9 protein-coding genes are annotated in these 14,152 nt (G+C 56.2%); all 9 read right to left on the minus strand.

Annotated elements, in window-relative coordinates; genetic code table 11:
• Window positions 1-9 precede the first annotated feature (9 nt).
• The gene (locus B1748_RS04055) at window positions 10-3,168 is read right to left on the minus strand and encodes a beta-galactosidase (protein ID WP_087566578.1); all 3,159 of its coding nucleotides are present in this window, start codon (window positions 3,166-3,168) and stop codon (window positions 10-12) included.
• Window positions 3,165-4,484 (minus strand): glycoside hydrolase family 125 protein, encoded by a 1,320-nt coding sequence (locus B1748_RS04060; protein ID WP_087566579.1) that lies wholly within the window; start codon window positions 4,482-4,484, stop codon window positions 3,165-3,167. Before B1748_RS04060 ends, B1748_RS04055 begins: the two co-directional genes overlap by 4 nt.
• A 244-nt stretch (window positions 4,485-4,728) precedes the next feature.
• Entirely contained in the window at window positions 4,729-5,646 is a 918-nt protein-coding gene (locus B1748_RS04065) for a carbohydrate ABC transporter permease (protein WP_246608558.1), read from the minus strand.
• An 18-nt stretch (window positions 5,647-5,664) separates the two neighbouring features.
• Window positions 5,665-6,603, minus strand: a complete 939-nt coding sequence (locus B1748_RS04070; RefSeq protein ID WP_087566580.1) for an ABC transporter permease — start codon at window positions 6,601-6,603, stop codon at window positions 5,665-5,667.
• Between the two features lie 94 nt (window positions 6,604-6,697).
• Window positions 6,698-8,164, minus strand: coding sequence for an ABC transporter substrate-binding protein (locus tag B1748_RS04075; protein ID WP_087566581.1), 1,467 nt, complete (start codon window positions 8,162-8,164; stop codon window positions 6,698-6,700).
• Window positions 8,165-8,356: 192 nt separating this feature from the next.
• Entirely contained in the window at window positions 8,357-9,886 is a 1,530-nt protein-coding gene (locus B1748_RS04080; protein ID WP_087566582.1) for a response regulator transcription factor, read from the minus strand.
• Entirely contained in the window at window positions 9,879-11,708 is a 1,830-nt protein-coding gene (locus B1748_RS04085) for a sensor histidine kinase (protein ID WP_179215372.1), read from the minus strand. The genes B1748_RS04080 and B1748_RS04085 overlap by 8 nt, the downstream gene beginning before the upstream one ends.
• A 1-nt stretch (window position 11,709) precedes the next feature.
• On the minus strand, window positions 11,710-12,714 hold the full coding sequence (locus B1748_RS04090) for an MBL fold metallo-hydrolase (RefSeq protein WP_256975518.1): 1,005 nt from the start codon (window positions 12,712-12,714) through the stop codon (window positions 11,710-11,712).
• Between the two features lie 90 nt (window positions 12,715-12,804).
• A complete protein-coding gene (gene fni, locus B1748_RS04095) occupies window positions 12,805-13,881 on the minus strand; it encodes a type 2 isopentenyl-diphosphate Delta-isomerase (RefSeq protein WP_373271256.1) in 1,077 nt (358 codons plus the stop codon).
• Between the last annotated feature and the right edge of the window lie 271 nt (window positions 13,882-14,152).

A 14,152-nucleotide genomic window follows, 5' to 3' on the forward strand; every position in this document is an offset into this window, starting at 1 on the left:
ATCGTTCATCTATCGTTCAGTCGAGATCTTCATTTCATTTGCCCGGTAAGTCGCCAGCAAATCCCCGTTTCCGTCCGCCGCGAACAAGACGGACCGTTCGCGGGGAAGCTCGAAGGAATAGACGGTTCCGTTAGCGGGATCCTTCACGGCAATCTTCGCGTCGAATCCGCATTCCGAGACGAACGTAAACAGCGTTCCGCCTCCGAACCGCAGCTTGCGTCCGTAAACGCCGGGCAGCTCACCGCTCTCCAGCCAGATCAGGTCCTCCGATACGCCGGCTTTCTCCATCGCGTGCCGGTACAGCCGCTCCACCGATTCGGAGCGCTCGTTCAGCTCCACCGGGATGGGACTCCAGAGCAAGGTTCCTGCTCCGATCGCCGCTTCAACGAGTCGATCTCCATCGGCCGGGCCGTCCTCGCGCAAGATTGTTTCTTTCAACGTTTCGGCGATTCGACGGGCTCCGAAGGACAGCTCGACCGGCGATACCGCGTCTAAGCCGCTGCCCGCCGTCTCGTTCAGCCAGAGCCGTTCTTCCCGACGAATATTCTCGTGGCGCAGCTCGCCGAGCAATTCCGGCAGCCGCTTCGCCTGGCGCCAATACGGATCGAGGCCGATCGGTCCCGTCCAGAGCAGCGTCGCCCCCGTATCCGCCGCGATCGCGACGAGGGAGTCGAAAGCATCGTCGTCGAAGTTATGCGGGCTCGGCACGATGATGAGCTTGGCCGGGCGCATCCGCAAGTCGTCGAGTCGGTATTCGCCCACTCCGCGGAACGGTGCGTTTAACCGGTAGCCCAGCACGCGCGCCGCCTTGGTCGTGGCGTCGAACGCCAGCTTCCGGTTGGAGAAGTCGTTGGAATACGGGAACACGACGGCGATCTCCTCCGCTTCCCTCTCGACGAACAGATCGCGGATTCCCTCCATGAAACGTCCGAAATCGTAGGATACGTCCGCTTCCGGCTTCTCCGTGCCGTCCGCCCGCAAGGCGCCGATATGCGACTCGTTCGCGTTGTCCATGTAGAAGTTCGTATTCCAGATCCACTGGATCGCGCCGGCTCCGCCAGCAGCGAACGCGTAAGCGTATTTGCGCTCCAAAATCGACCGCAGCTCCTCCTCCGAACGTTTCGCCCGGCCGTCCGGCGTCTCCACGTACATGATGCCCGTCTCCTGGACCAGATTCGGCTTGTTCGCCGTCTTGGCGAACACCCCGTCCCATAGCAGATGGTCGTTCAGCCACCACGAATGCACGGTCGTGTAATCCGCGGCGTCCTCGTAGAAAAACGGCGACGGCCGCTGCGCGCCGAGCGCCTCGTCCTGGCCGACCGTCACCATATGGTCCGGACAAACTTCCTTGATCGCTTCGTACAGCTGGCTCGCCCATACATTATGCATATCCATGGAGAACAGGACGTAATCCAGCCATTTGCCGCCTTTCTTGGCCTTGTGCATGTCCTGCACGTCGAAGTTGATCTCCTCCGGCTCCGGAGGAGCCGCGGCTTCGAACGACGGCAGCTGGCCCGGCGTCATGTTCCAGCGCTCTTGCAGCGCTTCGATGGTTCCATGCCGCTCCCGCAGCCAGACGGAGTAGGCTTCCCGCTCGAACGGGTCGCGTGCGGAACGCGGGCCGTCCGAGAAGATGCGCGGCGGGTCGAACATGGAAGGTTCGTTGATGAGATCCCAGTCCACGCCTACCGTATCCTTATGACGGCCGACGATGGAGCGGACGAACCGCTTCTGGGCCTCCACGCTGCGGGGATCCAGGTAAGGGTTCAGCCCTTCCCAGGTCTCCGGGGTGAAGGAGAAAAACGTGAACGTCACCTGGAGGCCGTGGCGCTTGGCCGTCATCAGGAACGCGTCGATGGCGCGAAGCGCCGCTTCCGACGCGTGTCCGTCGACCTCCATAATATTGCGATAGGCTGTCCAGATGCCCGTGCGGATCCAATTGATGCCCGCGGCGCGCATCTGCGCCATGTCCCGATCCCAGACGGCGGCGTTCGGCAGCGTCAGAAATTTGCGGGCGACGTCGCTTGTCATGTAAGTCATGCCCACGACAGGGAGAGGTCTTCCGTCCTGCTGGAAATAGTCGCGTCCCGCCGTCACAGGCGAACCCTCCGCCAGCAGTTCCTTATCAAAACCCCAGAAGCCCTGTCGCAGCGAACGGCGTTCGCCGCCGGCCGATATCGCGACCGCGCTTACGCTGTAATAACCCGCGACGATCTCGATCGGCAAGGATAGGCGGATCGGCTTGAAGTGTTCGCTCACGTCGAGCGATGCCGTTCCTTCCCAGAGCGTCTCGCCGTTGCCGTCCTTGCCGATGCGCCAGACGGCGATCGCCACGTTCCACGTGCCGGAAGGCGACGCCGGTCCCTTGCCGAGACGCTGCGCCTGCAGCGTCAGAAGCGGTCGTTCGCCGGGCTCGTAGCTGGCGTAATCCGGCTTGAGCCACCATTCCGTCACGCCGGTCGCGACGAAAGCGATCCAACTCGCCAGCGCTTCCGTTCCGCCGCCGCTCCAGAAAGCTTCGCCCAGCGGCTGGCCGACGAACAGCCAGCGGCCGCCGGCGTAATCGCCGAGCAGACGCTCCCACAGGACGACCGGCGCGGTACGGCGGCGGCCATCGGCGCTCGTGCCTGCAAGAAGTGGATAGATCCGGGCGTCCATCGGTCCCGCGGAGCCCATCTGATGCGGCAGGTCGCTGCTCTTCGTCACATGGGGCACCAGGTTCCAAGTATCCGCTTTGGCGTCGAATAAATCTTCGCTGCCCGCCAACAGAGGAATATCCTCCGAAGGAACCAGGGATTCGACGGAAGCGGGAGCCACGCGCAGAGCCTCGTGAATGCCGAGCTCCTGATGGTACGCGGTCTGTTCCGTTTCGGCGACCCACTCCCCGCCGTCATTGCGGCGGACCGGCTTCTTAAAGGGAGCTCCCCCGGCGGAGATCAAGCCGCCTCCCCGCTTAAGGAACGCCGCGATTGCTCCCCAGGCATCTTTCGGGAAAAAAGGCGCATGCAGATTGACGAACGCCCCGGGCCGCGCCTCGCGCAGCGCCTCGGCCAATTCGCCGGCGGAGACGATTTTGCTTGCCCTGGAAAGTAGGGCACGTGCTTCCGGCGACGGCACGCTTCCCGCGGACGGGAAAGACGGATCGCATAAGATGATGACGTCGGTCATAACAATCCCTCTTTCATCGCCTTGTAGACGAGCTGGGAGAACAGGCTGTTGGACCAGGCGAACCAGCTCCGAGTAAAGACGGAAGGATCGTCGGAGTGGAATCCTTCGTGCATAAAGCCCGTGTCCGCGTCCGTCGATTCCAGCAGGTCGATCATCGCCAGCTTCTCTTCGGCCGTCCCGGCCGTTAGACCTTGCATGGACAACGCCATATGCCAGATGTAGCCGTCCGGCGTATGCGGGCTTCCGATTCCTTTCGCCGCCTTGCCTTCGAAGTAGAACGGATTCTCCTTGCTCAGCGCGAATCTGCGCGTGTTCTGGTAGATGGGATCATCGGCAGACACGTAGCCCAAATACGGGATCGACATCAAACCCGGCGTGCCCGCGTCGTCCATGAGGCAGTAGTTGCCGAATCCGTCCGTCTCGTAAGCGTAGATCGGCCCGAATTCCGGATGGCGGTAGATGCCGTATAACGTAATGCCGTGCGCGACGTCCTCTTCCATCTTCTTGAGCTCCGCGAGCAGGTCCATGTCGCGGAATACCCATTCCGCGAATTCCTGCATCTGGCGCAGCGCCACGACCGCGAACATGTTGGCCGGCACGTTGTAATGGAAGTCGCAGGCATCGTCGCTGGAGCGGAAGCCCGACCAGATCATGCCCGTGTAATTGACCGGCATGCCCAAGCCGTCGCCACGAAGCGAATCCGTCGGAATGCCGTTGTTGCGGGTGAAGCGGTACGGCGAAAGCTCCGCATGGCGCTGCTCCGTCTTCCACATGGCCAAAATCGAGCGGAGCATCGCTTTGAACCCGCTGTCGAAAATGTCGGTCAGCCCCGTCGCCTTCCAATATTCGAACGCAAGACGGATCGTAAAGCAGGCGGAATCCAGCTCGAACTTGCGCTCCCACACCCATGGCCCCATGTCCGTGACATCCGTCGCGTTCCAATGCCAGTCGTTCGCCGTTTCGTTGAACGCGTTGGCGTAAGGATCGACTGCGATGTATTGCGCATGCCGTTTGATGAGGCCGCCGATAATGCGTTGAAGCTCCGGATCGTTGGCCGCGAGCGGCACGTAATGGATAACCTGCTCGACGGAGTCGCGCAACCAGCACGCCGGGATATCGCCGGTAATGACGAATGTCGTGCCGTCGTCCAGCAGCTTCGTCGTCGTTTCCAGCGTATTCGGGAAACAATTAAGAAATTGCTTCAGCAGCTTCGGGCGATGCGCCAGCTTCTCGCGCGCTTCGTCCAGCACCTCTTGCACCGCCGCGGGAAGCGGAAGATGCGGCATGTTTATTTTTGGAAGTCGGAATTGTTCCATGTCTACGTAATCCTCCAATTGTCGTTATGATTCGCTAATAGTGCGTGTTCAAAAAGTTCGGTTATCAGTACCGAGAAGATTGGATGAAGCTAGAACCTGAGGAGCGGAGCGTAGTGGAAGCTACGTGAGCACCGGAAGGTTCGGCTGAATTCAATATTCGACGTCGAGTATGCTTCTTGGATTACTTCGTAATGGGAAGCGGGCTTTTTGAACAACCTCTAATAGAGTTTTCGGCCGCTCCGTCTTACTCCTTTACAGCGCCGATGGTCAGGCCTTGGATGAAGTAACGTTGGAAGAACGGATACGCAAATACGATAGGACCCGTGGCCAGCACGACCATCGCCATCCGCGACGTATCCTGCGGCATGTCCTGCAGAATGCCCATGTTGATGGAGGCGTTCTGCGAGTTCTGCAAAATAAATTGCATGCTGTTCTCGATCCGCATCAGCATCGACTGCAGCGGCACTAAATTGGGATCGTCGATATACAGAAGCGCGTTGAACCAGTCGTTCCAGTAGCCCAGCGTATTAAACAGCGCGATCGTAGCGATGCCGGGAAGCGACAGCGGAAGTACGAGCCGGGCGAAAATGCCGAACTCGCCGGCGCCGTCGATTTTGCCGGATTCGATAATGGCTCCGGGCACCATCGTCGCGAAGAACGTTCGCATGATCATGATGTAGAAGGCGTTGACGAGCAGCGGCATCACAAGCGCCCAGATGGAGTTTTTGAGGCCCAGCAGCTGCGTCGCCACGATGTAAGTCGGCACGAGACCGCCGTTGAACAGCATCGTGAAGAAAGCGTAGAACGCGAAGAAATTGCGATATTTAAACGACTTGCGCGAGATCGCATACGCGAACAAAGTCGTAATGACCAAACTGATCAGCGTGCCCAGGACGGTTACAAGAATCGTGACGCCATAGGAACGCAGTAACTGGTCGCCGGTCTGAAAGACGTATTTGTAGGCTTCCAGGCTGAGTTTTTCCGGGAACACGCTGTAGCCGTTCATGGCCAGCGTGCTTTCATCCGTAAAAGAGATGATGGTAACGAACAGGAACGGGAATACGCACAAGAAAGCAACGATTCCCGCGATGAAGTTGAAGATGATATTCCACCCTGTCGACAGTCTTGTGAAGTCGCGGGGTTTCTTGTTGGTTTTAATCACGGCGATTGCTCCTCTCCCTTAGAATAAGGCGTTGTCCTTGTCGAATCGGCGTACGATGGCGTTGGATGTAACGACGAGTATAAAGCCGATCAGCGATTGGTAAAGTCCCGCCGCCGTGCTCATGCCGATCTCCCCGGTTGCCTTGAGGCCGCGATAGACGTAAGTGTCGATAACGTTGGTCACGGAATACAGCGGTCCGGAATCGCGAGGCACTTGGTAGAACAAGCCAAAGTCTGCGTAGAAGATTTTGCCTATGGCTAGCAAAGTCAAAATAATGATCAGCGGCTTAAGCATCGGTATGGTGACGTTGCGTATCTGCTGCCACTTGTTCGCGCCGTCGATCATCGCCGCTTCGTAGAGCGACCGGTCGATGCCCATAATTGCGGCCAGGTAAACGACGCTGTTGTAGCCGACCGCTTTCCACAGGAACACCACGACAAGTATGACCGGCCACCAGGTCGGATCGGAATACCAGTTGATGGGGTCGACTCCGAAGTTCGCCAGCACTTGGTTCAACACGCCGCGGTCGAGGCTCAGGAAGCTGAACACAAAGTAACCGACGATGATCCACGACAGGAAATAAGGCAGAAACATGCCCGTTTGATACACTTTCGCCAGCCGTTTGTTCGCGATTTCCGACAAGACGATCGCGAGACCGACCGACAGGATCAATCCGACCACGATAAAGAAGACGTTGTACAGCACCGTATTTCTCGTAATGATGTAAGCGTCGTTCGTGCTGAACAAAAATTTAAAATTGGTAAAACCTACCCAGTCGCTGTTTACGATGCTCGCCCAGAAGCCGTCGCGGCTTACTCGGTACTGCTTAAAGGCGATGACGAGTCCCGCCATGGGCAAATACGAAAAAAACAGAAACCAGAGCGATGCCGGCAGCACCATCAGCAGCATGGCCTTGTTGCGGTTCAAATCCTTGAAGAAGCGTCCGATAGCTCCCATGTCCACTCACTCCTTGTCATCCATAATGTGCTCCGCCCGACGCGGAAAGAAGGACGAATGCTGCCATCCGTCCTTTCTTTTTTCGTTATGCGAATTATCGAGTCGCTTTCCACTCGTCGACTTGACGCTGAATTTCGGCCAGGACGGTATCCAAGCCCGCAGCTTTAAATTTCTCTATCGCTTTCGTCAGTTGTACGTCCGGATTTACGGTGCCCGTCATAAGAGCGGACCAATATTCTTCCTTGACGTTGGATACTGCCGCCAGCTCGGTTGTTACTTTAGAAGGATCGAAGTTGAAGCCGAGCAACGGAGCTTCCTTGCCTTGTTCGTTAAAGGTTTTGAACTCTTCCCATTTGTTTTCAGGATCGGTAGGGTTCAGGTAAGTCAGCATGACGTTGCCAAGAGAGAACGTCGGCATGTCGTAGTTTTTGGACTCGTCCAGGTTCTCCATCACGTTGTCGCCTGTTTTTTTGAAGTGAACGCCTTCGATGCCGGAATCCACCATGTTGCGAAGAACGGGATCGGTATTGAGCAGGTTCAGGAACTCCATCGCTTTCTCCGGGTATTCGGAGTTGGCGGAGATCGCCTGCATGGAGCCCATAACCGACCAGTTGTAGATCAGCGATTCGCTCTGAGGCGTGGAAACGACCGGATAACCGTAGCTTTGCGACCAGAGATTGTCGGCGAAAGGCTGCGTCGTCGCTTTGTCCGAGAACCATTTGCCCGTCGTTTGCATATCCGTCAGGGAATCCAGCGTAGCGGCTTCCGTCGGAATAAAGCCGGCATTGTAGTACTTGTGCATCGTTGTCAGAGCTTGCTTCATCTCCGGCGTTTCCAAAATGTTGATGACTTTGTAGTCGGTCGTGTCGAGTTTCACCGCGAACGGCATGTTCTCGATGATAAAGTCGTACGGCACGTAAGGCTTGTAGTTTTTGTCCACCGCGAGCGCCGCCGTGCCCGGCTCGTTGTCCTTGATCGTTTGCAGAAGAGGCTCGAGGCTCTCGAGCGTATACACGCCGTCCATGCTCAGATTGTATTTGTCGAGCAGGTTTTTGTTGAAGCGCCAAACTTCCTGCGCCGGAAGTTCCTTGTTGGCCGGGATGCCGTAGTTTTTTCCGTCGACCTTGGAGCCTTCGAGGAAGGCCGGGTCCAGCGTGTCTTTGATGCCTTTGCCGTATTCGTCGAGCAGGCTGCCGATTTCCAGGAACGCGCCTTTACGCGCATTCTGCACGTAATCGAACGCCCACGAGGACGTGAACATAATGTCCATCGGCTCGCCCGATGCCGTCATGACTTGCAGCTTCTGGGTGTAGTCGCCCCAGTCGATCATGTTCATCTTTACGGTTACGCCGATTTTCTCCGCCGTATATTTGCTAACTTCCTCCATGACGCGGTTAACGTCCTTCTGCGGCGTTCCGATCGTGTACCAGATCAGCTCCACCGGCTTTTCGGATCCGCTAGCGCTTTCATTTCCCTCGGATTTGCCGCATGCTCCAAGCACGAGCGAAGTCGCAAGCACAACCGCGGTCATCGGAAGCATTCTCTTTTTCAAGTTCCCCATTTTCGTCATTTCCTCCCTTGAATATGTCTATCTTGTCCGGCCGGATGGCCTACTACAACAGTACCGCATGAAAACAGTTACAAATAGGCGACTTATTAAACCTATCATCTCCAAAATAAACTTGGCTATTGCAAAAACATGTCTTTAAAAAGCGAGGAATGCTTTGCCGACTACAAAAAAAACTCCAAGCCGTTAAGCCTGGAGCAATGATTTGTATTCCGTCGGCGAAACGCCGACATGCTTTTTAAATTGCTTGTAGAAGTAGCCCATCTCCCAATACCCCACCATTCGGGCGATTTCGTTTACTTTGAGGGCGGGATTGCCCAGCAGCTCCTTGGCCCGTTCGATCCGGAAGCGGTTCAAGTATTCCGAGAAGCTGTCGCCCGTCTCCTTCTGGAACAGCCGTCCGAGGTAGACGGGATGGATGTTGTATTTGGCGCTTAGCGACTTCAGCGACAGCTCTTCCGCGCAATTCTCATGAATTTTGGCCAGAATCTGACCGATGACGGGACTTTTGGTGTCGCTGACAAGCGAATCTACCGCAATCTCCCCGATCTCTTTGACGATCGCCGTCATGGCTCCCAGCGTCTCCGCTCCCATCACTCTCCTCGCCGTATCTTCGCGTATAAGCTCCGTTTCCGTCGTTTTTTTGATGGCGCCAAGCTCCAGCTTCAAATGCAGGATCAGCTCCAAAGCCGCATTCTGGAGCCGCGACGGCGTCATGCCGGGGGCTTCGGCCAGCCTGGCGAAATCTTCGTCGATCTTCGCATGCATCCGGTCCGTCTCCTTTGCGGCAAGCAGCTTGGCGTAATCGCTCCAATCCAGCGACAACGACTTATCCGCCGACAGCAGATGGTTTGCCAGCGAAACATACTCCAGCAGCTCCAGCTTAGGATGGATAAACGCGAATTCCATCGCCTTCTTCGCTTGCTCGTAGCTATGCCCAGCTTGCTCTTCTCCCGATACGACATCGCCGATGGAGATTCGTATATCCTCGCCGGGCAGCGCCGAGTGAAGCAGATCCAGCAGCTCCCGAACGATCTTCTCGCCTTGTTCCGGATGCTCAGGAAACATGACGACGCCCGCCGTTCCATCTCTGTCGGTAAAGGGAATGCCTAAGCCATCCCGCTCCGCGAGACGATGGAGTTCCAGACGCAAGTCCTCCTTATGGAAGCTTCCCTCTCCCAGGGCAACCTGAATCCATTCCTTGTCGAGGTCTAGGCCCAGCATCTCGGCGCGTTCATGCAGCTCGCCCGGACCGATCTCGCCGCGCAGCCAACGGTTCACGATATTGTCGCGCAGCACTCCGATATCTTCCTGCAGCCAGTCCTGCGAACCTTTGATTCGACTGTCCAGCTTCTCGATGATCCCTTCCAGCGTTGCCTTTAGCTCGTGAAGATTAATGGGCTTCAGCAAATAATTTTCGATCCCGAGTCTCATCCCTTGCTTTAAATAATCGAAATCATTGAACCCGCTCAAAATAATGACGTGCAAATCGCGATAGATGGATCTGGCTTCGCGAATAAGCTCCAGACCGTTCATCACCGGCATGGAAATATCGGTGATGAGAATATCCGCGCGCATCTCGCGAAGCTTTTCCAGCGCGCTCCGTCCGTTCTCCGCCGTACCTACGATCTCCAGCTCGAAGCTGGACCAATCCAGAGCGTCGCGAAGACCCTCCAAAATAAAAGGTTCGTCATCTGTCAGGAATACTTTATACATGCAGCCCTTGCTCTCCTTTCCTGAAAGGGAATGCGAGCGTTACGCGCGCGCCTCCCTCGGACCGGTTAGCAACCGTCAGCCCGCCTTCCTCTCCGTACATCAACAGAATGCGCTCCCGCACGCTCCGAAGACCGAACGAACCTCCTTCGCCCTCTTCTTCTCTCTGATTCTGATACGATTCGATGGCTTTCAGTTTATCTTCCGGTATCCCTGTGCCGTTATCGCGCACTTCAATGACAACGTTCTCTTGGTCCGTATAGGCTTCGATCTCGATCAAATTATCGAAGCTGTCGTGCCGCATGCCATGCACGATGTAGTTCTCGATGACGGGTTGCAGCAGAAGCTTCACTGTCTCCGCGCTTCCCGTCCCCGGCTTCACCTTGATTTCATAGGCGAATTTGTCCTTATATCGTATCCGGAACAGTTCCAAATACAAACGGCACATTTCGATCTCGTCCTTGACGGTGTACACGGTCTTGTCCCGGACAACGCCGCGAAACAGCGCGGATAAGCTGTAAATCATCTCCGCCACGTCATCGGCCCCTTGGGACAATGCTCTCATCCGGATGACCTCCAGCGTATTGTATAGAAAATGCGGATTCACCCTGGCTTGAAGCGCCGCAAATTCCGTCCGTTTCTGGCGGATTTCGGCCTTGTAAACCCGATCAATGTAGCGGGACAGCTCGTCCAGCATCTCGTTGAAGCTCCGGGCAATTTGTCCAAGCTCATCATCCTTCTCATCCGGAATACGCGGCGTCAGCTCCCCTTGCTCCACCTTGCGCATAAAGCGGATGATGTTGCCCGTCCGTTTCGCATAATTGACAACCAGCGCTCCGGGAAGCAATACGACGAAGACGATGCTCAAGGCGGCCGCCAGCAGGATCACGAGCCGAAATCCGCTGTACGCTTCCGACACCTCCGCTTTTGGAGCTATGCCGACGACGGTGTAACCGGCTTGGCTGTTCGTCAGTTTATTGACGTAAGCCCGCTCCTTCAGCTTCTCTTCCGCATCCAGCGATTGCAGAATATCCGCGTCAGGATGCCTTGCTCCGACGTATTTGCCGGAGGAGTCATACAAGACGACCCCTTCTGCGGACAACACGAGGATGGAGCCCTTCTGTTCTCCCCCTATTCGTCGCACGGTGCGTTCGATGGCGTCGTTCCGATAGAAAACAAGCAGTTGCCCGATGTTTTTGTAAGTATTTTTATCACTGATTGGAACTCTGAAGGAGATCAGACCGCTTGCGCGGGCGCTTAATCCCAGCTCCTTGAGAAGCCAGGCATTGGGGGGACCGACGGGCTGCGCGTCCAGCGACATCGCGTCGGGGATGTAGGAGCGGGCGGCATGGGCTCCGATCAGCCTGGATTGCCCTTGCTGCTTGAACGCATAGAGAAATTGCCGATCCGTGCTGTACAGCAGCAAATGCTCGGCGCTGGGATGATCGTCGATCCAATTATCGAAATACGTCAGCACGTTGACGCCTTTTCCGCTCTGTTCGTAGAAGCTGTCGAGCTTATGCCGGATATATTCGTCAAAGGAATGCTGCAGCAGGAACGACGCATGATCGGCAAGCACCTGGTCCCGGTACAAATTCTCCACGGCAGATTGAGCGGCCTCATACGTTCTGGTCATCTCTTCGCCAACGGCATCCATCGTTTTCTTCTGGTTATCCAGCACTTCCTCCACGACGGATTGAGACATGTAAGAATAAGCCCCGTATGCCAGCGTCACGATGGAGACGACCGCGATCAAAGCGAATAACAGAATCCATTTGCCGAATAAACTGTTCCGTATGCGCTTGCGGTAGAAATTTGCGAACACGTTAGCCCGCCCCCGGGGATTCGCTATCATATAAGAAAACACCGCTCTTTGAGCGGGAACTGACGAGACCTCTGTTCTCCAGGTGGAATAAATGCGCTAGCGTCTCGGCCATGGCAAAGCGCAGATTGTGCGGGTTATCCCGCAATCGCGCCCCGAACAAGTTTTCGCACAGCTCAAAAGCCGTCAATGGCTGCCGTGCCAGACGATTTCTCATCTCGGAAAGCCTGCGCTGGTGGAAGCTCTGCAATTCCGCAATTCGTTTTCGAAAACCGGCGAATGGATCTCGGTGGCCCGGCAAAGCCAGCTCAACGTCGTACTGCTCGAGATGCGCCAAACTTTCCAGGAAATCCGCGAGCGGATCGGCTTCCTCTCCCGGGACGACACTTACGTTTGGCGTTATTTGCGGCAGCACTTGATCGCCGCATATCATCCAACCTTTCGTTTGATCGTACAAGCACAGGGCTCCATACGCATGTCCGGGAGCGTCAATCAGCAGCCAATCCCTTTTCCCCAATGTCAGTTGGCCGCCTGCTTCGATATAGGTGACTCCGGGCTGTGGAGATACTTTCTCGACGAAGCTTTCCAAATTGAGCGCGATGCTCTGCATGAGTTCTCCCGGCATGCCGTGCGAGAGGAACAGGGCGGATAGCGCTTCCGCATACTCGCTGCTTCCTCCCCACAAACGCCTTGCATATCGATGAGAACGTTCCGTCATAAGGACTGGCGCGCCGCTCTTCTCCTGGATCGTTCCCGCTAATCCGTAATGATCCGGATGCTGATGCGTCAGGACGATCCGGGCGATCTGCTCCCATCCTATTCCACATGCCTGCAGCGCCTCTTCCCAAACACGCTCCGATTGTTCCGTTCGCAATCCCGGATCGATGATCGTATAGCTTGTTCCTTCCGGCACAATGTAGCTGTTGACCCACTTCAAGGAGAAGGGGAGCGGAACCTTCACACGTTTCCAGCCATCCGGCAATTCGGTTATGGTATCGATGTCTGTCATATTTGCTCTCCCTGCCATTGTCGTTCTAGCCGATTAAATCGGCGTATATAAGCATTGTTCCCACTTCCGTCAATAAGCCCCGCGGCATTGTTAATTATTGCTGGAGCGGACGAGACGGTCCGTCTGCCTCAGTTCCTCCAGGCTGGCTGCCCCAATACCGAACATGGCGGCTCTTAGCTCGAATTCGATCCGTCCAAATTGAGAGATCAGCCCCTCCACGGATTGCTCTCCCGCTTTGCTAGCCGCTTGAGGCAGCAAGGCCCGGCCGAAGCCCGCGAGGTCGGCTCCCAGCGCGATCGCCTTTGCCGCGTCAACGCCGTTAAACAGTCCGCCGCTCGCGATTAGCGTGACATCCGGAAGCACGGTTCTAACCTCTGCGACGGAATCTGCCGTTGGGATGCCCCAGTCGGCAAAAGCTTCCGCGGCTTGACGTTTCATGTCATCCTTGCTCCGATATTTTTCGACCTGGCTCCAGGAAGTGCCTCCTGCGCCTGCCGCGTCGATAAACGTTATGCCGGCGTCCTTAAGTCTAAGGGCCGTCGTCCCGTCGATGCCCCAGCCAACTTCCTTTACGCCTACAGGCACCGGCAGCGTCCGGCAAACCTCTTCGATCTTAACCAGCAATCCTCGGAAATCCGTGTTTCCCTCCGGCTGGAACACCTCCTGCATGCTGTTAAGATGCAGCACTAGCGCATTGGCTTCCGCCATATCCACCGCTCTGCGGCATGCTTCCGCACCGAAGCCGTAATTGAGCTGAACCGCTCCCAAGTTCGCGATGATCGGCACCGTAGGCGCTTCGGAGCGAATGCGGAATGTCGCCGCGAGCTCCTCCTTCTCAATGGCGGCGCGCATGGAGCCGAGTCCTATCGCCCAGCCGCGCGCCTCGGCTGCCACGGCCAATCGCCGATTGATGGCGCCCGTCGCATCACTTCCTCCGGTCATGGAGCTGACAAGCAGCGGCGCGCGAAGCGGCGCGCCGAACAGCTCCGTTTCCAATCGGATGTCATCCAAGCTCAGTTCCGGCAGCGCGTTATGACGGAAGCGGTAATTCTCGAAGCCCGTCCGCACGCCCATTCCGCTCACGTCTTCCTGCAGGCAAATTCGGATGTGTTCTCCCTTGCGTGCCGAAGTCGCGTCTTGACCGCCCCGTTGTTGATCCGTCACGATGCTTTCCCCCTGTTAATCAACGATTTCACGATTTTCGCGCCTGGACAGCACAGTCCGCGCTTTCGTTTTAGCATAACATAATTTGTCCTCGCATGCTCCTGATGGTGATCTCTGTTCTTCGACAATGAAGTCCTTCAGTTCTGATTTTTTGATTTTTTCAATCATTTATTTGTCCCATGCAATCATTTTCGTTGTGTTATTCTTTAGAATCATATACACTTAAATTAGTAGATTAAACAGAACAAGATCTTGACCTGGAGGGATATTTCAT

The sequence above is a fragment of the Paenibacillus sp. MY03 genome (genome assembly GCF_002165585.1).
GTDB lineage: Bacteria > Bacillota > Bacilli > Paenibacillales > Paenibacillaceae > Pristimantibacillus > Pristimantibacillus agaridevorans.

Excerpts from the sequence above, each read along its gene's own strand:
- B1748_RS04060 (WP_087566579.1), bottom strand. The coding sequence starts at position 4,484 with ATGGAACAATTCCGACTTCCAAAAATAAACATGCCGCATCTTCCGCTT.
- B1748_RS04075 (WP_087566581.1), bottom strand. The coding sequence starts at position 8,164 with ATGGGGAACTTGAAAAAGAGAATGCTTCCGATGACCGCGGTTGTGCTT.
- B1748_RS04080 (WP_087566582.1), bottom strand. The coding sequence starts at position 9,886 with ATGTATAAAGTATTCCTGACAGATGACGAACCTTTTATTTTGGAGGGT.
- B1748_RS04090 (WP_256975518.1), bottom strand. The coding sequence starts at position 12,714 with ATGACAGACATCGATACCATAACCGAATTGCCGGATGGCTGGAAACGT.
- B1748_RS04070 (WP_087566580.1), bottom strand. The coding sequence starts at position 6,603 with ATGGGAGCTATCGGACGCTTCTTCAAGGATTTGAACCGCAACAAGGCC.
- B1748_RS04055 (WP_087566578.1), bottom strand. The coding sequence starts at position 3,168 with ATGACCGACGTCATCATCTTATGCGATCCGTCTTTCCCGTCCGCGGGA.